The sequence below is a fragment of the Alphaproteobacteria bacterium genome (assembly GCA_015231795.1).
Lineage (GTDB): Bacteria > Pseudomonadota > Alphaproteobacteria > Rhodospirillales > WMHbin7 > WMHbin7.
The window spans coordinates 282273-303960 of sequence record JADGAX010000002.1; the positions used below are offsets into that span (position 1 = coordinate 282273).

20 protein-coding genes and 1 tRNA gene are annotated in these 21688 nt (G+C 58.2%); 8 read left to right on the plus strand and 13 right to left on the minus strand.

The features are described from left to right. Positions 1 to 8: 8 nt before the first annotated feature. From HQL44_05540 to HQL44_05590, 11 genes are all read right to left on the minus strand, one after another. Positions 9 to 1634 (minus strand): hypothetical protein, encoded by a 1626-nt coding sequence (locus tag HQL44_05540; protein ID MBF0268033.1) that lies wholly within the window; start codon positions 1632 to 1634, stop codon positions 9 to 11. A 1-nt stretch (position 1635) separates the two neighbouring features. Beyond that, complete coding sequence (gene asnB, locus HQL44_05545; GenBank protein MBF0268034.1) at positions 1636 to 3525, minus strand: asparagine synthase (glutamine-hydrolyzing); 1890 nt, start codon at positions 3523 to 3525, stop codon at positions 1636 to 1638. 6 nt (positions 3526 to 3531) lie between these two features. Then, positions 3532 to 5187 (minus strand): hypothetical protein, encoded by a 1656-nt coding sequence (locus tag HQL44_05550; GenBank protein MBF0268035.1) that lies wholly within the window; start codon positions 5185 to 5187, stop codon positions 3532 to 3534. Further along, positions 5184 to 6704, minus strand: coding sequence for a radical SAM protein (locus HQL44_05555; GenBank protein MBF0268036.1), 1521 nt, complete (start codon positions 6702 to 6704; stop codon positions 5184 to 5186). The genes HQL44_05550 and HQL44_05555 overlap by 4 nt, the downstream gene beginning before the upstream one ends. A gap of 6 nt (positions 6705 to 6710) precedes the next feature. Continuing rightward, positions 6711 to 7448 (minus strand): SDR family NAD(P)-dependent oxidoreductase, encoded by a 738-nt coding sequence (locus tag HQL44_05560; GenBank protein MBF0268037.1) that lies wholly within the window; start codon positions 7446 to 7448, stop codon positions 6711 to 6713. Beyond that, a complete protein-coding gene (locus HQL44_05565; GenBank protein ID MBF0268038.1) occupies positions 7445 to 8767 on the minus strand; it encodes an FAD-binding oxidoreductase in 1323 nt (440 codons plus the stop codon). Before HQL44_05565 ends, HQL44_05560 begins: the two co-directional genes overlap by 4 nt. Beyond that, positions 8764 to 9750, minus strand: a complete 987-nt coding sequence (locus HQL44_05570; GenBank protein ID MBF0268039.1) for a glycosyltransferase family 2 protein — start codon at positions 9748 to 9750, stop codon at positions 8764 to 8766. The genes HQL44_05565 and HQL44_05570 overlap by 4 nt, the downstream gene beginning before the upstream one ends. A gap of 76 nt (positions 9751 to 9826) precedes the next feature. Beyond that, positions 9827 to 10687 (minus strand): dienelactone hydrolase family protein, encoded by an 861-nt coding sequence (locus tag HQL44_05575; protein MBF0268040.1) that lies wholly within the window; start codon positions 10685 to 10687, stop codon positions 9827 to 9829. An 82-nt stretch (positions 10688 to 10769) separates the two neighbouring features. After that, on the minus strand, positions 10770 to 11204 hold the full coding sequence (locus tag HQL44_05580; GenBank protein ID MBF0268041.1) for a hemerythrin family protein: 435 nt from the start codon (positions 11202 to 11204) through the stop codon (positions 10770 to 10772). 34 nt (positions 11205 to 11238) lie between these two features. Continuing rightward, a complete protein-coding gene (locus HQL44_05585; protein MBF0268042.1) occupies positions 11239 to 14025 on the minus strand; it encodes an EAL domain-containing protein in 2787 nt (928 codons plus the stop codon). A 38-nt stretch (positions 14026 to 14063) separates the two neighbouring features. After that, positions 14064 to 14372 carry a hypothetical protein gene (locus tag HQL44_05590; GenBank protein ID MBF0268043.1) on the minus strand — a complete coding sequence of 103 codons (309 nt, stop codon included), beginning with the start codon at positions 14370 to 14372 and terminating at the stop codon, positions 14064 to 14066. Between HQL44_05590 and HQL44_05595 the strand changes: the two genes are divergently transcribed. The 5 genes from HQL44_05595 (at position 14358) to HQL44_05615 (ending at position 18347) form a co-directional block, all read left to right on the plus strand. Next, positions 14358 to 15431, plus strand: a complete 1074-nt coding sequence (locus HQL44_05595; protein ID MBF0268044.1) for a hypothetical protein — start codon at positions 14358 to 14360, stop codon at positions 15429 to 15431. The genes HQL44_05590 and HQL44_05595 overlap by 15 nt on opposite strands. 57 nt (positions 15432 to 15488) lie before the next feature. Beyond that, positions 15489 to 15767 carry a BrnT family toxin gene (locus HQL44_05600; GenBank protein MBF0268045.1) on the plus strand — a complete coding sequence of 93 codons (279 nt, stop codon included), beginning with the start codon at positions 15489 to 15491 and terminating at the stop codon, positions 15765 to 15767. After that, positions 15742 to 16026, plus strand: a complete 285-nt coding sequence (locus tag HQL44_05605) for a BrnA antitoxin family protein (GenBank protein ID MBF0268046.1) — start codon at positions 15742 to 15744, stop codon at positions 16024 to 16026. Before HQL44_05600 ends, HQL44_05605 begins: the two co-directional genes overlap by 26 nt. A gap of 132 nt (positions 16027 to 16158) precedes the next feature. After that, positions 16159 to 17496 (plus strand): hypothetical protein, encoded by a 1338-nt coding sequence (locus HQL44_05610; protein ID MBF0268047.1) that lies wholly within the window; start codon positions 16159 to 16161, stop codon positions 17494 to 17496. After that, a complete protein-coding gene (locus HQL44_05615; GenBank protein MBF0268048.1) occupies positions 17496 to 18347 on the plus strand; it encodes a DNA adenine methylase in 852 nt (283 codons plus the stop codon). The genes HQL44_05610 and HQL44_05615 overlap by 1 nt, the downstream gene beginning before the upstream one ends. Before the next feature lie 76 nt (positions 18348 to 18423). Here the strand turns inward: HQL44_05615 and HQL44_05620 are convergent. Both HQL44_05620 and HQL44_05625 read right to left on the minus strand, forming a co-directional pair. Next, positions 18424 to 18498: transfer RNA gene (locus HQL44_05620), tRNA-Gly, on the minus strand. A gap of 77 nt (positions 18499 to 18575) precedes the next feature. Next, a complete protein-coding gene (locus tag HQL44_05625; GenBank protein ID MBF0268049.1) occupies positions 18576 to 19811 on the minus strand; it encodes an SGNH/GDSL hydrolase family protein in 1236 nt (411 codons plus the stop codon). Positions 19812 to 19985: 174 nt separating this feature from the next. On the opposite strand from HQL44_05625, the gene trxA reads away from it, so the two are divergent. The 3 genes from trxA to HQL44_05640 are packed head-to-tail and all read left to right on the plus strand — an operon-like array spanning position 19986 to position 21523. Further along, positions 19986 to 20924 carry a thioredoxin gene (gene trxA / locus HQL44_05630; GenBank protein MBF0268050.1) on the plus strand — a complete coding sequence of 313 codons (939 nt, stop codon included), beginning with the start codon at positions 19986 to 19988 and terminating at the stop codon, positions 20922 to 20924. A 13-nt stretch (positions 20925 to 20937) separates the two neighbouring features. Then, positions 20938 to 21135, plus strand: coding sequence for a Trm112 family protein (locus HQL44_05635; protein MBF0268051.1), 198 nt, complete (start codon positions 20938 to 20940; stop codon positions 21133 to 21135). A gap of 4 nt (positions 21136 to 21139) precedes the next feature. Further along, entirely contained in the window at positions 21140 to 21523 is a 384-nt protein-coding gene (locus HQL44_05640; GenBank protein MBF0268052.1) for a DUF971 domain-containing protein, read from the plus strand. Positions 21524 to 21688: the final 165 nt, after the last annotated feature.

The following is a 21688-nucleotide window of genomic DNA, read 5'->3' on the forward strand; positions in this document are numbered from 1 at the left end:
TTTTTCGCTCACGGCGAAACGATCCTCAAGGTCACCCGGCCATCTGCCTCGACCGCCTTGGCAAGGCGCAGTCTCTCAGAGGCCATCGCCATCGGCTCGGGCGCAATCAATCCGTTCGCATCGCGAGCCAAGCACAGAACTTGAACGCCGCCCGCTCCTTGCAACTCATCGCTGATCGCTACCTGGCGGTCTTCGATGGCAATCGTCCGCGTAAAGACATATCCGCCCTCGCCAGCCAGGGGGGCCGCCGACTGGTTGATGGCGGTGCGTTTTTTAAGACGATAGGCGTCGATCAACGAGCGCAGCAGCCGCGATGACCAAGGCGTTATACAGCCCAGCCGCAACATCAGACGCGACAGAAAACTGGGATAGAAGAATCCGGCAGGCCCCAAAGACGAGGTCAGCACAGCCCCGTTCCCTTCCCAAGCGACAGCGCGTTCAGGATCATAGCCGCCGCCACTAAATCCCCCGCCCGCTCCCGTCACCGCCAATCCCGGATCGTCCAGCAAGCGGCGCTGACCGTGATAAACCCGCACGGCCCCGCCGCCGGCGGGCGAGAAGAAAACATGCAGGTCATTCTGGTGATAGGCGGCGATGGCTGCGCTCTGGCGTTTCGTCCAGCCCTGCGGATAGGCCATGCCGCCCGCTGCCGTCTTAAAACCATCCTTCATCAGCCAGCAGCAAAGCGGCAGATAACTCCAGCGTGCGAAGCGCAGATCGTCGGCTAGATAAGGGGTCAGGCCCTGAAGGCCGGGGCTTTGTTCGCGCAAGTTTCCCGTCAGACTAGCGGCTGCTTCGTCATGGGCTGACAGCAGGCCGAAGCCCAGTCGTGACACATAGGGATTGAGACACAGTCCGGCCTCGGCCATGATGGTGAGATCGGGTTCGATATGCGGCGCCATGAAGGCGAACAGCTTGCGCATGGCGGGCAGCGGGCTTTGGTCGCCCGTAACCTCGACATACAGCATCGCGTAATCCAGCAGCACCGAGCAATAGCCGAGATCCATGCCGCCCACTTCGGGAAACCAGCCTTCTTCAGTCTGGCGCGACAATGTGTCAGCCATCATGCCTTGCGCCGCTTTCAGGAAAGTCTCTTCGCCGGTTGCCTTCCAGGCCAGCGCCATGGCGGCGGCCCCAGCCGCTTCGTGATTGGCCTTCACCTTGTCATGGCGCAACGCCAACCAATGACCGGCCTTGGTCATGACATCGATCAGGATTCTGCGCTCGGGCGCTTTCACATGCTCGCCCATTAACAACGAACACAGGCCAAAGGCGATCATGGGGAATTCGGTGGCGGCGAAACCGCGCTCGCCTTTGTACCATTCGTCGAAACAGCCTTCGGGATATTGCTGGGCCTGCCAATTCAACAACGCAGCGCGAAAGCCCTGGTACAATTCCTCGGATGAGGCCAGCATCCCCTTGGCCCGCCATTCGTCGAAGGCGGGCAATGACAACAGGCCAAGCGCCGCGCCGCCTTCTTGAAATCGGACATCTGGAAATTCCGAGGTCTTGTCGCGCCAATAGGCCAAGTGAAGGCAGCCGAAACTGGGCGAGAGCGGATTGGCATCTTGCAGCCCCATCATCCGCCAAGCGTTGGCCGCCACGAAATCCGTTTGGAAAAAAAGATCGTCCATGTCAGTGATCCGATAGGCCAAGAGTGGGATAGCGCTCGCGCCAAGCCTGGAAGGCCATGAGGTGATAGAGCGTGCGGTAGTGATTGGCCGTTCCCGCCAGATGCTCATCGATCATCCGCCCAAGAACATCTTGATCGATCAAGCCCTGCGACCAGCCGGGGCGCAAGGTCAACGCCTGCAGTCTGGATTTCAAGGGTCCCTTCAACCATCGCGCCACAGGAAAGGTGAAACCTTGCTTCTTCTGGGCGATGATCGCCGGAGGCAAACCTTTCTTCTCGGCCAGCCGCTTCAAAAGATGCTTGAGATTTCCTCTAGGCATCTTCATGCCAGCGGGCAGCCGGTTGGCGAATTCGATCAAGGGGCGCGACAGCAAGGGGGCGCGCACTTCAAGCGAAGAGCGCATGGCGGCACGGTCGGTATGCAGACAAACGAATTCGGGCAGGAACAGGGTTTGATAATAATGCAACAGTTGGTCGAGACGGCCAGCTTTGGCCGTTGCTTTCAACAGATGCGGCAAATCCGCGAAGGGATTTCCAGCATCGCCGCTTAGGGCGCGGCAGTCGCTTTCGTCCATCCCCGACAGCCAGCGGTCGAAGCGTTCGGGATCGGATGAAGGAAAGCCCCGCAGATAGGCATCCAGCTTAAAACGCAAATTCAGATAAGTGTCGCTGGCGGGAACAAGACGCGCAGACCGCTTGATCAGAGCGATCATGAAATCAGGCAGCGCCGCCAGCAGCGCCGCCCCTAGCAATCCGGCGAAAGGGGCGTAGCCCGCGAACAATTCGTCGCCGCCGTCGCCTGCCAGCGCCACCGTCAGATGTGGGCGGCACGAAGCGGCCAGGAAGGCGGCGTTGACGTAACCTGGGTCGCCGTGCGGCTCGTCCAGCGTTGTAAAAACGCGCTCCAGGCTGGCCTGCACCGCCTCGCCATCCATGATGAAGGTCTTGGCCTGCTTGATGCCCAGATGACGGATCATCAAGTCGGCCTTCGAACTCTCATCGAAATCTTTCTCGCCCATGCCCACGCAAAAGGCCCGGATGTCGGGTTGCACGTCATGGCAATAGGCCAGCACCAGTGAACTATCTATGCCGCCTGAAAGAAACACGCCATAGGGCACATCGGAACGCAGACCTTCGCGGCACGAACGGGCGAGCAGCCGGTCCAGTTCCGCCACCGCTTCGTCCTCGCCGATGTCCAGACTGTTTTCGCCCGGAACCGAATGCCAGTAGCGTTCAAGTCGCGCTTGGCCGTTTTCATAAAACAGCAGATGGCCGGGCGGCAGCTTTCTGATTTCTCGGATCGGCGTTTCATCCCAACCGTAATAGCCGCGCAGCAAGAAGCGCCTGAAGGCTGCGCGATCCAGCGCAAAGGAAAATCCCGGCAGTTCCAACAACGGCGACAATTCTGAAGCGTAGACCAGACCCTTTTCCGTCACCGCGTAGTAAAGCGGCTTCTGGCCCAGAAAATCGCGGGCCAGCAGATGGCGTCCGCTTTGCCTGTCATGCAGGGCGAAGGCGAACATGCCGTCGAATTTCGAAAGCGCCCCGGTTCCCCAGCGCCTGATGGCGGCCAACACCACTTCGGTGTCGGAATGAGTGGCGAAGACTTCGCCTTCATTTCTCAGCTCGTCTTGCAGTTCGAGGTAGTTGTAAACTTCGCCGTTATAGGCCAAAACGAAACGGCCATCGACGCCCTGGAATGGCTGATGCGCCGCCTGGGAAAGATCGATGATCGACAGGCGTCGATGGCCCATGAAGACGGACTTGTCGTGCCATTCACCCTGATGATCCGGGCCGCGATGGGCCAGCTTGGCGGTCGCCTGCCTGGCGTCGGCGATCTTATCCGCTTCCAATCCTTCCGATTTTGCCACCCAACCGAAAATGCCGCACATGTCCCGTCAACTCGCCAGACGAAGAAGGTTGAGGGCGGCCTTCGTCGAGGTCGCCTTGAACGGCTGGCACAGATCGACGCGCGCAAGATGCTTTTTCACCTCGACGCCGCAAACCATCCTATCGCCGTCTAGCAGTCGTAGAACGTTGTCGGATAATTCAGGGCGCATGATCAGCGTCTTGACGTCGGCGCTTTCCATATTGCGCGCCAAACGTTCCGCCAGCTGCGCTTCCTTGGCGCTGTCTTCCCTGGGCGATGAGTGGCCCGGTATGACATAGATGGCTGGCAGCACCGGCTGCTTCTTGGCAAAGGCGTAGTGCCATGGCGACAGACCCAGCAGCATGACATTGCCGTTCAGCGCCTTCAGTTCGGATTGAACATCGGCGAATGCCTCGAGGTAGGTGGAATTGGCGGTTAGCGGCACATATTCCACATGGGCCAGTTCAGGCAGTCCGGATGCGCCGCGCGCTTGCATGGCTGAAATGTCAAAGTCAAGGTCGTACGAAACGCGGCGCTTGACGACGGTGCGATTGTATTCGCTGACATCCATGGCCACGAAGGCCAGAATCAGGACGGAGCAAACAAGCCGGGCCAAATCGACAGCAGCGCCATCGTTCAATCCCTTGAGAAGGGCGGCGTGCGCCAGGGCGATGGCAGGCACGATCAAAACGACGTGCGCGGAAGGCGGTTGGCCTATGTGGGTGACGTGAAACACCGTGATCAGCACAAAACAAAATGCCAGCAGCAAAGGCAGCAGAACTGTCTGGCGGAAGGTTTCGTCGATGACGTGGCGAAGCCTTAGCGCCAAAAGCGTCAGGCCCGCAGCAAGAATGGCGTAAGACAAGGTGAAGCTGGGAAAGCGGGCATAGTCCCCCAGCTTCAAAATTGGCCACGAGCCTCCGGACCGCTCTTTGGCGATCTCTCCGGGCAGCGTTATCATGTAGAAGACAAGATTGTCCATGAAGCCGGGATAGACGGCCTCGATCAGCAATCCTGAAAGCAAGACAGCGCCCAGCGCGGCAAAGCCGCCGCCTAGCGCCGCCAGCCATTGCCGCTTTCCCGACAAGCCCAGAAGGGCCGCCGCCCCGACAAGCGGATACAGCAAAGTGGGATTGGCCTTGCAAAAGAAGGCGGCGACGTAGCTGAGCGCCGCCCCGGCATAGAGCGCCGCCGTCTTTCTCTGCGACGAGTCCTTAGCCGCCGTCAATTGCAGCACCAAGCCCAGAATCAGAAATAGAAAACTATGCTTGTCGGGTTGCGGATAGCCCATGACCGGGTAATAGACGATGGCGGCGCACCAAGCATAGATGAAGGCCATCCAGAGCGACAGGCCGAAGCGCTTCAGCAGCAGCAAGACTAAAAGCGCATAGGCGGCGTTGAAGGCGGCGGCATGAGCGCAATAGACCAGCCAGGAGGGGCCGAACAAATGCATCAGTCCGCCCTGAATCAGATATTGGACGGCGCCATAGGAAACAAAAAAGTCGATATAGGGCAGGTTGCCGTTGGCGACCTGCCAACCGCCGTAGAAGACGATGTCGGCGGCATTGTTGAAGCCACGCAATCCGTAACGGAGCGAGTGGTAAAAGGCAAAGGCCATCAAGGGCAGCGCCGCTAGCCCGGTCAGCAAAGGCGCGGTCCTCGCCCTCAGCCATGCCGCCCTCATGCAAACTCCGCTTTCTGGCGCAATTCGAAGGTCATGCGCAAAGGCTCGGCTACGTCCAACGCCGTATCCAGGAAATCTTCTTCCTTCAAGTTCTTCCAGCACGACCAGACGTCGTGATCTTGCTGCTTCTTGTGCTTGCCCAGCAGCAGCACGGTGGCGGCCAGGAAGTAATCGCGCAAATGGCGCAGGTTGGCGGTACGGGCTAACATGCGCAACATCGCCTTGGGGCGCAGATAGAAACGCCGGAAGGCATAGCGCTCGAAGCGGAAGATGTCGGCGTCGGAAATCTGCGGCTGCGTCACCAGCACATCGCCCTGGCCGTAGGAATACCAGTTGTGATGCTTGATCCAGCCCTTTTCCGACGCCTCGTTGTACAGGGCGGTGCCGGGATAAGGGGTCGAGATATTAAGCTGGAACAGATCGACATCCAGCTCCAGGGCGAAATCCAGGGTTTCTTGCATCGTCTCCCAGGTTTCGTCCATATTGCCGATGATGAAGGAGCCGCGCACCTCCAGCCCATGCTTGTGCGCGATATCCACTGTTTCCTTGTATCGCGCGCGGTCGATGGGCTTGCCGATCTTCTGGGCGATTTTTTCCGAACCCGTCTCGATGCCCATCAGAACCTGATGGCAGCCAGCCTTCTTCATGGCGATGGCCATATCTTCCGAGAAACAATCGCCGCGGATATAAGCCGTCCAGGTGATGCCGAGATTTTCGGCGCTCAAGCGCTCGCAGAAATCCAGCACATGCTTTTTGAAGACGGTGAAGGTGTCGTCGTAGAACTGGATCTGGCGGATGCCGAACTTTTCTCGCAGCAGCTTGATTTGTTCCACCACGCGCTCGGGCGAACGGGCGCGCAGGGTGGTGCGGGCCGAATTGCAAAAGGCGCAGCGGCCTGGACAGCCCCTGGTCATCAGCATGTTGATGGCGGGCAGATTGCGATACGAGCCGACGGCGGGAAAATAATTGGCGAAATCGACCAGGTGATAGGCAGGGAAGGGATAGCGGTCGAGATCCATGTTGACGGCGCGGGGCGGATTGTGAATCACGGCGCCGTTCTTGCGATAACTTAAGCCCTCGATCTCCGAGAATGGCTGGCCTTCCAGCAGGGCGCGCACGATTTCCTCGCCGTCGCCGCGACCCACGGCATCGATGGCGCCGTTCTTCAGCATGCGTTCGGGCATCGCCTCGGCATGCACGCCGCCCACCACGATCATGGCGTCCGGCAGCACTTCACGCGCGATGCGGGCGATCTTATGGGCAGGCAGGCTCATATTGGTCAGCACGCTAATGCCAACTAGGCGCGGGCGATGCTTCAAAAGCCGGGAACGCAGCTCCTCCTCGCCCAGCTTCTCGCCATGCACGTCGCAAACCACGACCTTATAGCCCAGCTCCTCGGCATAGGCGCCGATCGACAGCAGGCCCAGGGGCGGCAGGCTGTTTTGCAAAATGGCCCGGTCGTCCAGCACCGGCCAGGGCGGATAGATCAAGAACAGGTCGGCGTTTCGGTCGGTCATAAGCTCTCAGATGTTCAGACGGCGGAAAATGGGCCAAGGCAGCAAGCAGATCACAGTCATGATCAAGCGCCACCAGCCGGGAAGATACACCATGCCCAGGTCGCGGCCCATATTCCCGACGATGATTTTCGCCGCAGCCTCCGGCTCCATGGCCGGGAAGGGCAGTTTTTGGCCGAAGGTCATGCGGGTTTTCAGATAGCCCAGCCGATAGGTCTGCACCGTGCAAGCCGAGTTCTTGCCCGCCAGATAGTGGCGCAGCGAATCGGCATAGGCTTCCAGGCCGCGCTTGGCGGCGCCGTAAACCATGTTGGCGCGCCGCCCCCTCGCCGCCGCGACCGACCCAGCGGTCACGATCGAGCCTTTGCCCGCCTCCAGTTCCGGCAGAAAGGCATTGGCGATGCGCAAATGAGCGGTGAAATTGACCGCCATCAGCCGCGTGGCGATGAGATCGGGCAGGGCGCCTCGGTCATGTTCAAGATCGGAAAAGCCCGCGATCAGGCACAAATTGTCAAGCCCGCCCAGCAAGGACAGCACCCGCGCCTTCAGATCATCGGCATTCAGCGCCGCCAGATCGATGACCAGCGCATGGACCTCGGCCCCGGTTTGAAGCCGGATATCCTGGGCGGTGCGCTCGAGATCGGCAGCCGTAGACGCTACCAGCGCCAGCCGGTGCCCTTGGCTTGCCAGTTGCGTCGCGATGGCCCGGCCCAATCCGGCTGACGCGCCGATGACGAGACTTCTCATAAACCCAGCCTTTCCGACAGCGTGGAGCGAAAGCGCCGCCTGGGATCGAATGTCCTAAGGCGCGCCTTGAACTCATCGTAGCCCCTGTATTGGGCCTGCGCCACTGAGGATGACAGGCGCGAATCCTTCAAAACACCCGTCACGACGCCATGTTCCGTGTTCAACCCATCCAGCTCGGCCAACATCGCCAAGGCCCTGGGCGTCGCCGCCACGTCAATGGTGAAGGAATAGCCTTCGCCATCATAGCGCAGGGCGGTTTGGCTACCGCCTTCGAAGATCTTCAAAGTGGCCAGAATGACCGGCACGTCATGGCGCGACAGCAAGGACCTAAACGCCGGTAAGTAAGAATCGGCAGCCTCGAAAGGCAGCAGCATCTGCAACTCGACGAAACCGCGATCACCATAAAAATGGAAATAACTTTCCTTTCCGGCGGCGGGAAACAAAAAGACGGGCAGGCCGATGCGGACAGCACCCCCATGCCGCAATCCCTGCCAGCGGTAAAGCCGGTTGATCCAGGGCATGGTGAAACGATTGAAGAGAGGACGGCGCTTCAGATTTGACCCCGACGGGTCCAGACATGCTGGCGGCGCGTGCATTTCCTGCGGCAAGGGGCCAGGGATCAGGTCGGCGGTAGCGATATAGCCCTTGCCAGCGGCCTTTTTCGCTTCGGCCAGATCCAGCCAGGCATACAGCATGTCGTGGCGGTCTTTCAGTTTCAGCGCCTGCGCGAAGGCCTCTTCCAGACTGTCCACCGGCCAGTGGCGTTCCTCGACCCAAGCACCTTTCAAGGGCGCCAGCTTGATTCGGGCGCGCAGGATCAGGCCCGTCAGGCCCAGCCCGCCCAGGGTCAGATCGAAGACTTCGGCATTTTCGTCAGGCGAACACCACAGGCGTCCGTGATCTGGATGCAAAAGCTCGAAGCCCAGCACATGGCGCTTGAACGTGCCCTCGCGCAAATGATTCTTGCCATGCACATCGCCGGCGATGCAGCCGCCCAGGGTGATGCCGGGATAGCCGGGCTGCACTGCCAATTGCCAACCCCTGGGGGCCAAGAAGCGGAACAACTGGCCCAGCGTGATGCCCGCCTCGGCCTCGATCCAGCCTTCCTGTGCATTAAAATCCAGCAGCCTGTCGAAGACGCTGACATCCAGGCTGACGGCGGTTTCGTCGAAGCTGGCGGCCACATAGGACAGACCGGCCCCGCGCCCGATCAGGAAATCTTCTCCCGGCCAGCGCTCCAGATCGCCCTGGCGTTCCAGCAGGCGTTGCTCCGCCATGCAAGCCGCCTGGCGGTCGAGACTGGAGCGCAAGACCTTCATGCCTCGCCGCCATCCTCGTCGATGGCCAGGCCCAGGATCATGTCGATGCGGCTGCGAATTTGATGATGCAAGATGAAGTCGCAGACAAAGCCGGTCAGGAAGATGAAGACCGAGAACAGGAAAGCGGTGAGCGCGATCGACAGCATGGGCCGGTTGGCGACCAGGAATTCCTCGCCGAAACCTAGCCAGTAAAGGCTTTGCTCGCCCACGAAGAACAGCAGCACCAACAGGCTGGGAATCATCACCACGGCACTGATGACGCCAAAGAAATGCAAAGGGTTCAGCGCATAGCGATGCGTGAACAGAATCGACAGCAGATCGAACAGGCCCTGATAGCGGAAGGTGGCGTATTTCGAACTGCCATGCTTGCGCGGGCTGTTGGACACCGGAATCTCGGTTACCTTGAATCCGGCCAGATGGGCCTGCAGCGGAATATAGCGGTGATACTGGCCATAGACGCACAGGCTTTTCACAAGCGTGCGGCGATAGGCCTTCAGCCCGCAATTCATGTCTTGCAGCCCCAGCCCGGTCAGCCTGCGCACAGTGGCGTTGTAAAGGCGCGAACCCAGCTTGCGGGCGCTTTGATCTTGGCGGTCGATGCGCTGGCCGTTGACCAGATCATAGCCTTCATCGATCTTGGCCATCAAGGCGGGCAGGTCTTCCGGATTGTCCTGCAGATCACCATCCATGGTGACCACCACCTCGCCCCGCGCCTTCTTGAACCCGGCCATCAAGGCCAGCGACTTGCCGTGATTGCGCCGAAGGCGCACATGCCTAACCTGGGCATGCTTGGCCATCAGAGCGCGGATGGTGTCCGGCGTGGCATCGGTCGAGCCATCGTCGATGAACAGAATTTCCGCCTTGTTGGCGATTCCCATCCGCTCGAACATCAATAGCGCACGGTCCGCCAACTCACCCAGGCTTTGGGCTTCGTTATAGACGGGCACCACCAAAGACAGGCGGCAGGATTCTGTAGCGGACATGAAGTCTCCCCTTGCGGGTCCGACTTTACCAGCCGGTCCCCCGCCGAAGCAAGCTGGGGGAGACGAAAACTAAGACCTACACCCCGTTCTGCTTCATCCAGCCCAGCATGCGCTTCCAGCCGTCGTCCGCCGGTTCCTTGCGGTAGCTGGGCCGGTAATCGGCGTTGAAGGCATGCGGCGCCTCGGGATAGACCACGATTTCGGCCAGCTTGGTGGCTCTTTTCAGAGACTCCCGCATTTTCTCGACAGTGTCTTGGGGGATGCCGGGATCGGCCCCGCCATACAGGCCCAGCACCGGCGCCTTGATCTCGGTTGCGATGTCCTGGGGATGTTTGGGGGTGTTTTCGGTCACGGCGCCAACCAGACGGCCATACCAGGCCACGCCCGCCTTCAGGCGCGAACTGTGGGCGGCGTACAGCCAAACGATTCGCCCGCCCCAGCAAAAGCCGGTGATGGCCAGACGGTTGATGTCGCCGCCCTGCAAGGCCGCCCAATCGGCGCAAGCGTCGAGATCGGCCATCACCTGGGCGTCGGGCACCATGGGCACGATGGTCTTCATGATGCTTTGGATGTCGGCCACGGTCTTGGGATCGCCCTGGCGCACGTAAAGCTCGGGCGCCACCGCCATATAGCCCTGCTTGGCCAAGCGTCGGCACACATCCTTGATATGTTCATGGACGCCGAAAATCTCCTGGATCACCAGCACGATCGGCCATTTCGAACCCGCTTCTGGCCGGGCCATATAGGCGGGCACCTGCGCGCCCAGGCTGGTAAACGCACCCATCCCCTCTTTCAGCCCCTTGGCGTCGGTGCTGATGGCCTGGGCGCCGACCGGCTGCACGGCCAGCGCGAAACCGGCCACCACCGTCGCGCCGACCAGAAAGTCGCGCCGCCCCACACCCATCGAATCGAGAAGGCTTTTAAGCTCTTTGTCCATGCCAAGCTCCTCAAAAGTCATGCCCTTGCTAGCAGCATGTTACCCTAGTTGGCCGCGCTGCCCAAGCCTAGCAATGGCCGGATCAAGCTTGCGAGTGGTGTGCGGCCAGATATTCGCCCAGGCGCTTGTCGGTGTTCATGATGTGATTGATAAGCCAGTTGTTGAGGAACGCCAACAGGTCGTCCCGGGGTATGCGCGTGCCCGCCTTGATCTGATTGCGTACCTCGACGACCTTGGCGGAAAAGTTGCGATGCTGCTCAAAGTGGGTCTGTGCTTCCTGCGGACGCCGTTCGCCATAGGCCGACTCCTGCATAAGCCGCTCCTCCGTCTCGAAGTGATAAAGCGCGTAACTCAGCAGGTCCTTGGTGATCTGCTCAAGCAGATCCAGGGGACTTTCGTCGGTCAGGCGAATATTGGCCTCATTCAGCGTATTGACGAGAATCTGGTGCTGACCGTCTATTTCCGCGCTGCCGGTCGCCAATTGCTCGTTCCATACAATCAGTTTCGCGTCATTCATGGCCGGTATGCCTTTCCTGGTTTCACTCATGTCTTCAGACGTGCCCCGCATGCGGCAGGACGGCGCGCACACGGCGAAGTTCCTGGATCAAGCCGTCGCGGGCCTTTTCAAGCTCCGCCTGCGTGATGACGACGGCGTCGCGGTCACCCATTTCGACCTCGCCAACCAGACGCTGGCCCAGCTTATGCAAGTTAGCGTGCAAGGACTCTATGTCTCCGAAGGTCCTATAGCCGCCATATCGGCTGAAACCCTCGCCATAATACCAGAGGCCGAAGTGACAGCTGCGATGGTCCAACAGCAAGGACTTCCCATTTTTGCCCGTTTCTGCAAAATCGATCAGCTGCTCGACCCAATGCCGGTGATTGGCCTCGGCCAGCAACAACTGGAAATCTCCGCGGCTGGGGCGCGGATTCGAGGCCAACTGCCAGCGCGGATCGGGCTTGAATTGTCGCGCCCAGGCGCTGAATGCCTCGGGCGGAAGCGGACGGGACAGGACGTAGCCTTGCATGGTCTCGCAACCCAGCTCCAGCAGCATCAGGAGCTGGTCGATATTCTCGACGCCTTCGGCCACGACATCGCACTGAAAGGCCATGGCCATGGCCACGACGCCCTCGACGATGGCCAGATTGGCGGAGTCTTCCAGCATATCGGCCACAAATGTCTGGTCGATCTTCAGCGCCGCTGGCGCCAGGCGCTTGAGATGGACCAGCGAAGAGAAGCCGGTTCCGAAGTCATCAAGGGCGAAATGGATGCCCATTTCGTTGCAGGCCTTTAGAATATCGGCGACGGAGTTGGTGTCCTCGAGCGCCGCATTCTCGACGATTTCAAGTTTCAAATGGCGGTAGGTCTCGCCGGGATAGGGCTGGATCAGCTCCTTCAGGCGTTCGATGAAATTCTTGCGGTGCAGCTGACGGGCGGACAGATTGACCGCGACGTCCAATTCCAGGCCTTGTTGGCGCCAAAGCGCGATTTGGCTCAAGGATTGCGCAATCGCCATTTCGCCCAGGTGGATAATCAGGTCGTCACGCTCGATCAGGGGCAGGAACTCGCCCGGCGTCAAATCGCCCAGAAGGGGGTGTCGCCAGCGGATCAGCGCCTCGGCGCCCAGAACAAGGCCTTTGCGGCAATTCACCACCGGCTGATAGAGCAAGAAGAACTGTCCGCCCTCAAGCGCCTCGCCCATCTTGCGTAAGGTGGCGTGATTGGCCTTGCTGCGCTGGTCGGCGCCGGGATCGAACAGAGTAAAGCAGTTCTTGCCAGACTGTTTGGCCTTGTACATGGCTTGGTCGGCATGGCGCAGCAATTGATCGGAATCCACTCCGTCATTGGGAAAGATCGTCACCCCGATGCTGGCCGATACCTGAACGACGGCTCCCGTCACCGAATAAGGCATCGACACTGCCTTCAAGATGCGTTGAAGCGCCGTCTCGCATTCCTGAACGGTCTTAATGCCTCCCAGCAGCAGGGCGAACTCGTCGCCGCCTATGCGCGCCGCCGTGTCATCGCCACGGATGTTTTCAACTAGGCGAGTTGCAACCTCGCGCAACAGCTGGTCGCCGGCTTTATGGCCATAGGTATCGTTCACCGCTTTGAAGCCATCGAGGTCAAGCATGCACACGGCCAGGAATTCGCCGCTGCGTCGGCTGGTGGCAATGGCTTGGCACATTCTGTCGGCCAGCATGATTCGATTGGGCAGACGAGTTAGCGCGTCAAAATGCGCCAGCTTGCGCAGATGGCGTTCATGTTCCTGCGCCATCGACACGTCGCGGAAAACCATCACCGCGCCCTTGCCGCCGCTGCCGTAGTCAAGCAATCGAATGACATATTCGGCGGGAAATTTGGTGCCGTCCCTGCGGCAAAATAGGTCGGACTTATGCTCGTCATTGTCTGGACCTGCCAGCAGCTTGTGGACTTCGCACTCCTCGCTGCTATGCGGTTCGCTCGTCAGGGCGTGATGAATCAGGTCATGAACCTTTCGACCAACCATTTCCTCGCCGTCTTGACCCAGCAGAGCAAGGGCGGCCTGATTGACGAAGGTGACCCGGCCCTGCGCGTCAAGCCCTAAGATCGCCTCGCCCGCTGTATTCAGCAGCAGATGCAGCATGTCCTTTTGTTCGTTGAGCAGTTTCTGATTTTCCGCCAGCGCCCTTTGTTGGCTGTGCAACAAGCGCTCGGCCCGGCGGACAACCAGCACCAGAGCGCCGTACAGGGCGGCAAAACATGCGAGGATGAGCGCTGCGGCCTTGAGCATGGCCCCGGACAGACGCTCGCGCGCGGCGCTGACGTCGAAATACAGCTCGAAGATGCCTTGCGTGCGGCCGTCGGCACCGATGATGGGTCGGTAGGTTTCGACGACATGCACGTCGTTGGCAACGCCCGTGAAACCTTCGAATCGGTCCTTGAAGGAGAGGATACTGGAGGATCGACCGGCCAGGGCTTCCTGAACGGCCTTGTCGGCAATGGCCGAACGACCGATTTCGGAAGTAACCGGCGAATAGATGATGGTGCCGCTGTCATTGAATATCTTGATTTTCGAAATCGGCTGGCCTTCGACCTGGGTGCGCAAAGCGGCGTCAAGCACCTGAAGTTCGCCACTGCCAGCCCAGGTTTCGGGGGGCTCCTTCGACAGGGCAGATATGGTCGGCAACAACTGCGGCCAGAACGACCGGGCAAAGACTTCGGCCAGATGCAGATTGGCTTCCTCGGCCAATTGAACATGCTCATGCGTCTGATCCATGCGGTAAGCCTGGACCAACAGGGCTGCCGAAACCGTCACGGCCACGGCGCTAATGACCGAGAAATATCGAAGAAGCCTGAACATCCGCCCCGCAATCTTTCTTTTATCTGAAACAATTATGTTCAGCGGCGCAAATATAGACAAGATAAAATCGTGAAAATAAATTGTAGGTTGATGTTGACTGATTTTTCCTTAATGACGATTGCGTTGCCACACAGGGTGAATGCCGGCCAGAAAGTCGCGCCGCCCCACACCCATTGCATCGAGAAGGCTTTTTGGCTTCCTCCGTCTGTGGCGAACTTATTGCCTGAAGAACAGTCTAAACAGGCATCGTCCGTATTCTCTTTTCGATGTAGCGTTGGTTTCTTGAAGGTTCGATTTAAAGACCGCGCAAGAGTTAACGGGGTGAACAGACCATGATCGATATTCACAGCAAGCCCATTGCGCAGCGCATCGCATGGCTGTTCGACCTGGCCCATCGCCACGGCGAAACCTTCCGCAGCCCGGAAGCGTGGCTGGCCCGGGAACGCTATCTGGCCCAACACCCCACCGCCATCGCGGTTCTGAAATGCATGGACGGGCGGATCAACATCCCGGTGGCGACCAACACGCCGCCCGGCATCCTGATGCCTTTTCGCAATCTGGGCGGCATGTTTGATCTGGGCTGGCCGCATTTGGGCGAGGTGCTGGCGCATCATGTGTTGCGCATGGTGGGCAGCGGGCGGCGCGTGCTGTTTCTGATCACCTATCACTGGTCGAAGGCCGACCCCAAACGAGGCTGCGCCGGTTTCCAATTCGACAAGGCGGCGGCGATGGCCCATACGCAAGAAATCCGCCGTCAGGTCGAACATATTTTCGGCCGCAACCACGCCACCGTTTACCCGCTGGTCTGCGGCTTCGAAACCGACGAGGACGCCTTGGTGCTGCACGGGGCCGATGGGGCCACGCTTGATCTGGCCAGCCTGTCCGCCGACGAGGCCGAAGGCTTGAAGCCGCGTCTGGCGGCCCTGCTGCCCGACATGCAAGCCCAGATGCGGGCCGATTTATTGCCGCTGCTGCAGGGCAATCTTGAACATATCGCCCAGGTGCGCGCGCAAGCCGAAAGGCGGGAACGCCTGCTGGATGCCGAGCACCGCGAATGGACGATCTGCCTGGGCCGCGGCTTCGACTTTCTGCATACGCCCAATCAGGCCCTGATCATCGGCCCCTACAGCCCGGACTTGGCCGACCCGCTGCGCAAGGCCGCCGCCATCATCTTGAACAATATGGCGGTGGGGCGCATTCCCGATGACGGATTCTTGCTGCTGGCTTCGGTGCCCTACGAAGAAGTGGGCGTCGATCGCGCCAGAGCCGAACTGAAATCGCGCTTTCTATCCAATTACGCCGCCGGGGTGATCAAATCCGAATTCCCGGCCCTGGCGGACAAGATGACCAAACATACGGCGGTGCTGGATTGGCGCTCGAGACAACTAGAATTGATTGAGGGGTAGGAACAGTGACGCCATGATGGGGCTTGCGGACCAGCCATTTCGTAGCTACATTATATTATGATTTACGGTTGGGATGAAGCCAAGCGAAGGGCCAACCTGGATAAGCACGGTGTGGACTTCGCAAAGGCCGAGGGGTTCGACTGGGAGACGGCGCTGGTGATTGAAGACCGGCGTCAGGACTATGGCGAACCCCGCTTTTCGGCCTTGGGCTATATCGGCAAGCGGCTGCACGTTCTGATCTTTACGCCGCGAGGACGGGACGTTCGCTTGATCGGCCTGCGCAAGGCAAATGTGAGAGAGGTTCGCCAGTATGAGCAAGAGTCAGCGCAAGCCTAAAGCCGTTGCGGCATCCAGCCAGGGCGATGACGACATCCCGGAATGGACGGCAGCGGATTTCAAACGCGCCCGCCCGGCGGCGAAGGTCGTGCCCGAGATCGTGGCCGAATATCGGCGCGGTCGCGGGCCGCAGAAGACGCCGACCAAGAAGCTGGTCTCCCTGCGCTTGTCGCAAGAGGTGCTGGACCACTTCAAAGCCACCGGCCCCGGCTGGCAAACCCGTATTGATAAGGCGTTGAAGAAGGTGGTGGGGGTGTAGATAATATTTTCTAGAAAACTCAAAACTTGCCTCATTACCTTGATCACAGTGGCTCCAAATAGGGCACCCCACTTTTGGTTGATCGTTGACAGTAATTTATGCTTCAATAATTCTGCAATGCAGGGGGTGAGCATGTTTTCGAAGTTCAAATACGAGTCTGTTCCGCTAAAGGATATCCTTCTCGATGATAGAAACCCGCGCCTCGTCACGCAGAAAAAGCTGACTACGCAAGATAAGATCGTCGAATATCTTTTCGACCACGAGGACTTGTCCGTGTTTCTCAAGAAAGTCGCGGCTGAGGGAAAAAATCACGGCGCCGAGCGGCCATATATCGTGAAAACTGGATCAAAATTTACGGTAATCGAAGGCAACACACGCATTGCTGCCTATAAACTTCTTACGGGCCTTTTGTCTGCACCAAAAGCCTATGCAACTTCAGTCCCTAACGTATCGCAGGGCGTTAAGGATAGTATGTTGGATGTGGATTGCAGCATTGCGCCAAGTCGTGACATCCTCATGCCCATTATGGCCCGCGCGCACTTTGGAAAAGGCGACAAATCCAGTTGGGGATATCTTGGTAGTCGCAAAGCTATTTACGATGAGTGGAAAGCTAATAAATCAATCTCTGTTCTTGCTAAAACATTTGAAGTCACACAAGGGGACATCAGGGACTTCATTCTCGAGTATGAACTTTACAATCAAGTTCTAGGCATGAACTGGACAAATGAGGAGCAAGAAGTTCTTCTTGACCCGAATGTAAAATTCAATCCTCCCGTTCGTTTTTTACAAACTGGTGGCCACAGCGACTTGGTTGGTATTAGTTATGATCGAACTAACTTAAAAGTATTATTTTCGAATGCAGAAGCAAAAAAGAAGCTCAAACATCTAATTCTTAATCTTGTAATAAATCCAAAGAGGGGCCTTGGAGCTACAGCGTCATATGACGACGTGTTTAAGGACTACAAAACAAGCGCCAAGAGTAAAGATGGAGCTGGGTCAGGAAAGTCCAGCACAAAAGGAACCAAACAAGGAGGTGGTAAGACTTCATCAAGTGGGAAGGGGGGATGCTCTTCGAAACCCATGCCCCAAGCGCTATTTAATTATATAAGTAGTATGAACAATGGTCTAGTTGACCAATTAATGAAAGAAGCAAAAAACTTGAACTGCAAGAACTTCCCTGCGGCAGGAACATTTTTACTTCGCAACATCGTTGAGGCGATTCTTAAACACATCATAGATCAGCAAAAAGCGAATTCCCTTGGAGTGGAACTGAGCCTTGAAGGGAGTCTTTCTCTATGCAAGAGCGATAAGGTTAAGCTCCCCAACGATGATAAAAAGGTGCTAAAGGAATTTGAAAAAAGCCACCTTAGCTATCTAAATCTTGGTGCTCATGGAAATGTGATCCCAAACTCGGATAGGCTATTTGGGGCTAGGGACTGCATCGACCAATTTGTGAAGAGGCATGTGTAGTGATTTCGTCCCCCTTACGCTATCCAGGAGGCAAGGCAAAGCTCTTCCCATTCTTCGTTGAGTTGATCAAGGAGAACTGTCTCTTCGGATCAGAATACTGTGAGCCGTATGCTGGCGGCGCAGGGCTGGCAATCCAGCTACTAACTCAAGGATTTGTAAATCGCGTTTCGATAAACGATATTGATGCGTCCATCTATGCGTTCTGGAAGTCTGCCTTATTTGAAACGGACAAGTTTTGCAGACTCATTGAGCGCACACCCATTTGCATTGATGAGTGGCACAAGCAAAAGGCGGTGTGGATTCAAGGTGATGTTGAGAATTTTCTGGCCCTTGGCTTTTCAGCGTATTTTTTAAATCGTACCAATCGTTCCGGAATTATTGAGGGAGCTGGCCCGATTGGTGGCTACGCACAAAGTGGTACTTGGAAAATTGATGTGCGCCTAAATAAGGAAGCCCAGATCAAGAACTTTAAAATGTTGTCTAGATATTCTGATCAAATCTCTGTCAGCAACCTGGATGCTTTGGATTTTTTTCGAAGGACTGTAGCTATAAATAGTGCCTTAATTTATTTAGACCCTCCATATTATGTAAAGGGTCATAAGCTCTACAAGAACTTTTACGAGCCTGAAGACCACATTAAAATTGCAAAGGAGCTTGCTCGACGAAGGAAGGTCAAATGGGTGGTTTCCTATGACGATGTTAGAGAAATCCGAGAAGCTTACAGATCCTTCACTCCTATCGTATATTCCCTGAATTACAGCGCGGGTGAAAAAACTATTGGATCGGAAGTTATTTTCTTGAGTGATTCATTATCAATGCCAGAAGTTGGTGGTTTCTCTCGTGCCGCTTAAATGCTTCCCAGGCGCCCAATGCACAAAAGCCGCCCAACGGCGGCCCACCACAACACATTGATTTTATTTGAAAATTTGGAGCGGGCGAAGGGATTCGAACCCTCGACCCCAACCTTGGCAAGGTTGTGCTCTACCCCTGAGCTACGCCCGCTCGATGGCGTGTTCCCGTCCAAAAAGGCGCGGGAAGGCGCGCATCATACGCAAAAGAGACGTCTTTGCAAGCCCCTTTCACATGCCGCCTTCAGCCTTGCCGGAGCCCAGCAGCGTCGGCAGGGCGGTTTCCAGCTCGTCGGCCACCAATTCATGGCCCAGTGCGCTGTAGTGAGGGTCTTGGAGATTGGGCCAAACCTTGTCCGCAAGGCGGTCTTTTTCGATGCGGGCCAGTATTGCCGGATTGGGGTTGACCAGCGCAAAGCCTTGCTTTCGCGCCATGGCGGACAATTCCACCACCGGCTGGTCGGCCTTGTATCGAAAGACGCCGCCGGGCGAATCGTAATCCTGCTCGAACGCGGCTCCGGTTACGAAACGCAAATCGGCGGGAATCAACGTGTCGGGATGAAGCAATACGGCCATTTTCCCGCCCCGTGCCTGAATGGCGCCGTTCATCTGGCCTAAAATGGCTTCGGTCAGCCGCCATGCCGTGGCGCTGAAGCGATTGCCGTCGGGCAGATAGGCGCTCAAATGGCTGACCGTAGCCCTGGGGTCCCAAGCGGCGCGCTTTTGCGGCTCGGCCAAGAACAGCACGTCGTCGCACACAGTCAGGTTTTTGCGCTCGCTTTTGGCGGAAGCGGACGTGCCGCAAAACAGATCATAGTCCGGGTCACCCGCCGCCAGACCGGCGGAACCAGAGGCCAGCATGCCATTGGGAAGAATCACCGATTCAAGCGCGGGAACCTTGCCCCGCAGCCCGGCCATCATTTTGCGCCAATTGATGACGATCAGCCGCCATGCTTGAGAATCGTACTTGTCCGAGGCGAAGGCGGGCACATCTTGCAGCACCGTTTCCACCGACTGGCTGGGCATCAGGCTGTTGCGCAGCGCCCCATCCCGGTCGAAGAAGAAGTAGGGTTTTTGCCCGCCCTCTCTAGAGAAGTTGTTGGCGGCGTCGTTGATGGCCGTGAAGGCCACCACCACAAGATCGGGCTTCCAGGCCATGCCCTTGGCGAACAGAGCGATCATCTGCTGGTCTGTCCCCCAACCGCCGGTGGCCAGGATCGCCGTGCAGATGCCTGGATGGCGCTTGCTGATCAATGTGGGAAAGCGCGCATCCTCGCCGGGAAGCGCCGCAAGATAGGAATCGCCCAAGAACAGAATGCGCTTCTGGCATGCGGCCCATTCCGGCGCAAAGGGGTTGAACTTGACGACCTCGGGACTTGACCATCCGATCAGCTTCGAGGTGGTGTTGGTAAATTTAAGCTGTGGCACGAAGAGGCGCGTCCCCGCCTCGGCAAAGGCAAAGGTCACGCAACATGCCAAGGCTAACAAAACAAGATTTCCGGCCCAACGCTTCATGCGCCAGACCATATCAGCTAGGCTTTTGCGATGCAAAGCGCCAAGCAACCGGCTCTTTGCCCTTGCGCTTTGTCCTTATTCGCTCCATCTAATGGGCGGTTCAAGCCGCAAGGGGGTCTCTAAGCCATGGAATTCATTATCGGCAAGGATGGCGCGGGCGCGCCCGGCGCAGGCGCAGGCGCAGCGCCAGCTGGGGATTTGATCAAAGAGTCCAGCATGAACGCCTTCATGGCCGACGTCATCGAAGCGTCGAAGTCGGCGCTGGTTCTGGTCGATTTCTGGGCCACTTGGTGTGGCCCCTGCAAACAGTTGGGGCCTGCCCTGGACAAGGTGGTGCGCCAGATGAACGGCGCCGTGCGCTTGGTCAAAATCGATGTCGACAAGAACCAGCCCTTGGCCCAGCAATTGGGCATTCAGTCGGTGCCCACGGTCTACGCCTTCAAGAACGGCCAGCCGGTCGATGCCTTTGCGGGCGCCTTGCCTGAAAGCCAGATCAAGGAATTCATCACGCGCCTTCTGGGCGATACGGCGCCGGTCGATCAACTGGCCCAGGCCCTGGCGGTGGCCGAGGAAATGCTGGCCCAAGGCGACGCCGCCGGGGCCGCCCAGATTTTCGCCCAGATCCTGGCCCATGATCCGGAAAGCGCCGAGGCCCTGGCGGGGCTGGTGCGCACCGAGATCAAGACCGGGCAGTTGGAGCAGGCGCAGCGTTTCTTGGATCAAGCCCCCGCCAAGCTGCAAACCCACGCCGCCATTCTGGCCGCCCGGGCGGCGCTGGATTTGGCCCGCCAGCTTGAAAAGACCGGCAGCACCGCCGATTTGCGCCGCAAGCTGGCCGAAAACCCCCAAGACCATCAGATCCGCTTCGATCTGGCCCTGGCCTATTTCGCCAGCGACGAGCGTGAAGCCGCTGTCGAGGAACTGCTTGAAATCATCAAGCGCGACCGCAAATGGAATGACGAGGCGGCCCGCAAGCAGCTTGTCCTATTCTTCGACGCCTTCGGCCAAACCGATCCCCTGACCATCGAGTCGCGGCGCAAGCTGTCGGCCATTTTGTTTTCCTAGTCCGGAGTGCCAGATGAACCAGCCCCATCCCGAGATCGACCCCAAACTGCTGGAAATCCTGGTCTGTCCCCTGACCAAGGGGCCTTTGTCCTACGACCGCGAGGCGCAGGAGCTGATCAGCCAGCAAGCCGGGCTGGCCTATCCCATCCGAGACGGCATCCCCATCATGCTGGCCGATGAAGCCAGACCCCTGGATCAAGCGAAGGCCTGACGCCATGACCGAGTTCGGCACCCAGCACTGGCCCCTGGAAATCCATCTGAAGCGCGCCGAAAAAAGCCTGGAAGTCACCTTCGAGGATGGGCTGCACTTTGTTTTTCCGGCGGAATTCCTGCGCGTCAACAGCCCCTCGGCCGAGGTGCAGGGCCATTCCCCCGCCGAACGGAAATTGGTTTCGGGGCGCAAGCATGTGGGCATCCTTGAGGTCAAGCCGGTCGGCAATTACGCCGTGAAGCTGGTTTTCGACGATTTGCACGACAGCGGGCTGTATAGCTGGGATCTGCTGTACGATTACGGCATGCGCCAAAGCGACATGTGGCAGGCCTACGAGGCCGAATTGGCGGCGGCCGGGCTGTCGCGCGAGCCGGACAGAAGAGACTGATCGACTGGCCCTTGAGGGGTCGCATCAATCATCAACCACCCTTAATCCTTTCTTCACCCCTGCCTGTTAATCTCAAGCCTACGGGACTCCGCTAGGCCTTGAGATTGCCCGGTTGCGCTTTGGAGTTTGTCGCGGGCAGTCCGGCCCTGATGGCGCCGCCTCGTA

Coding starts and splice junctions, on each gene's coding strand:
- HQL44_05540 (MBF0268033.1), bottom strand. CDS start 1,634: ATGGACGATCTTTTTTTCCAAACGGATTTCGTGGCGGCCAACGCTTGG.
- asnB (MBF0268034.1), bottom strand. CDS start 3,525: ATGTGCGGCATTTTCGGTTGGGTGGCAAAATCGGAAGGATTGGAAGCG.
- HQL44_05550 (MBF0268035.1), bottom strand. CDS start 5,187: ATGAGGGCGGCATGGCTGAGGGCGAGGACCGCGCCTTTGCTGACCGGG.
- HQL44_05555 (MBF0268036.1), bottom strand. CDS start 6,704: ATGACCGACCGAAACGCCGACCTGTTCTTGATCTATCCGCCCTGGCCG.
- HQL44_05560 (MBF0268037.1), bottom strand. CDS start 7,448: ATGAGAAGTCTCGTCATCGGCGCGTCAGCCGGATTGGGCCGGGCCATC.
- HQL44_05565 (MBF0268038.1), bottom strand. CDS start 8,767: ATGAAGGTCTTGCGCTCCAGTCTCGACCGCCAGGCGGCTTGCATGGCG.
- HQL44_05570 (MBF0268039.1), bottom strand. CDS start 9,750: ATGTCCGCTACAGAATCCTGCCGCCTGTCTTTGGTGGTGCCCGTCTAT.
- HQL44_05575 (MBF0268040.1), bottom strand. CDS start 10,687: ATGGACAAAGAGCTTAAAAGCCTTCTCGATTCGATGGGTGTGGGGCGG.
- HQL44_05580 (MBF0268041.1), bottom strand. CDS start 11,204: ATGAATGACGCGAAACTGATTGTATGGAACGAGCAATTGGCGACCGGC.
- HQL44_05585 (MBF0268042.1), bottom strand. CDS start 14,025: ATGTTCAGGCTTCTTCGATATTTCTCGGTCATTAGCGCCGTGGCCGTG.
- HQL44_05595 (MBF0268044.1), top strand. CDS start 14,358: ATGATCGATATTCACAGCAAGCCCATTGCGCAGCGCATCGCATGGCTG.
- HQL44_05600 (MBF0268045.1), top strand. CDS start 15,489: ATGATTTACGGTTGGGATGAAGCCAAGCGAAGGGCCAACCTGGATAAG.
- HQL44_05605 (MBF0268046.1), top strand. CDS start 15,742: ATGAGCAAGAGTCAGCGCAAGCCTAAAGCCGTTGCGGCATCCAGCCAG.
- HQL44_05610 (MBF0268047.1), top strand. CDS start 16,159: ATGTTTTCGAAGTTCAAATACGAGTCTGTTCCGCTAAAGGATATCCTT.
- trxA (MBF0268050.1), top strand. CDS start 19,986: ATGGAATTCATTATCGGCAAGGATGGCGCGGGCGCGCCCGGCGCAGGC.
- HQL44_05635 (MBF0268051.1), top strand. CDS start 20,938: ATGAACCAGCCCCATCCCGAGATCGACCCCAAACTGCTGGAAATCCTG.
- HQL44_05640 (MBF0268052.1), top strand. CDS start 21,140: ATGACCGAGTTCGGCACCCAGCACTGGCCCCTGGAAATCCATCTGAAG.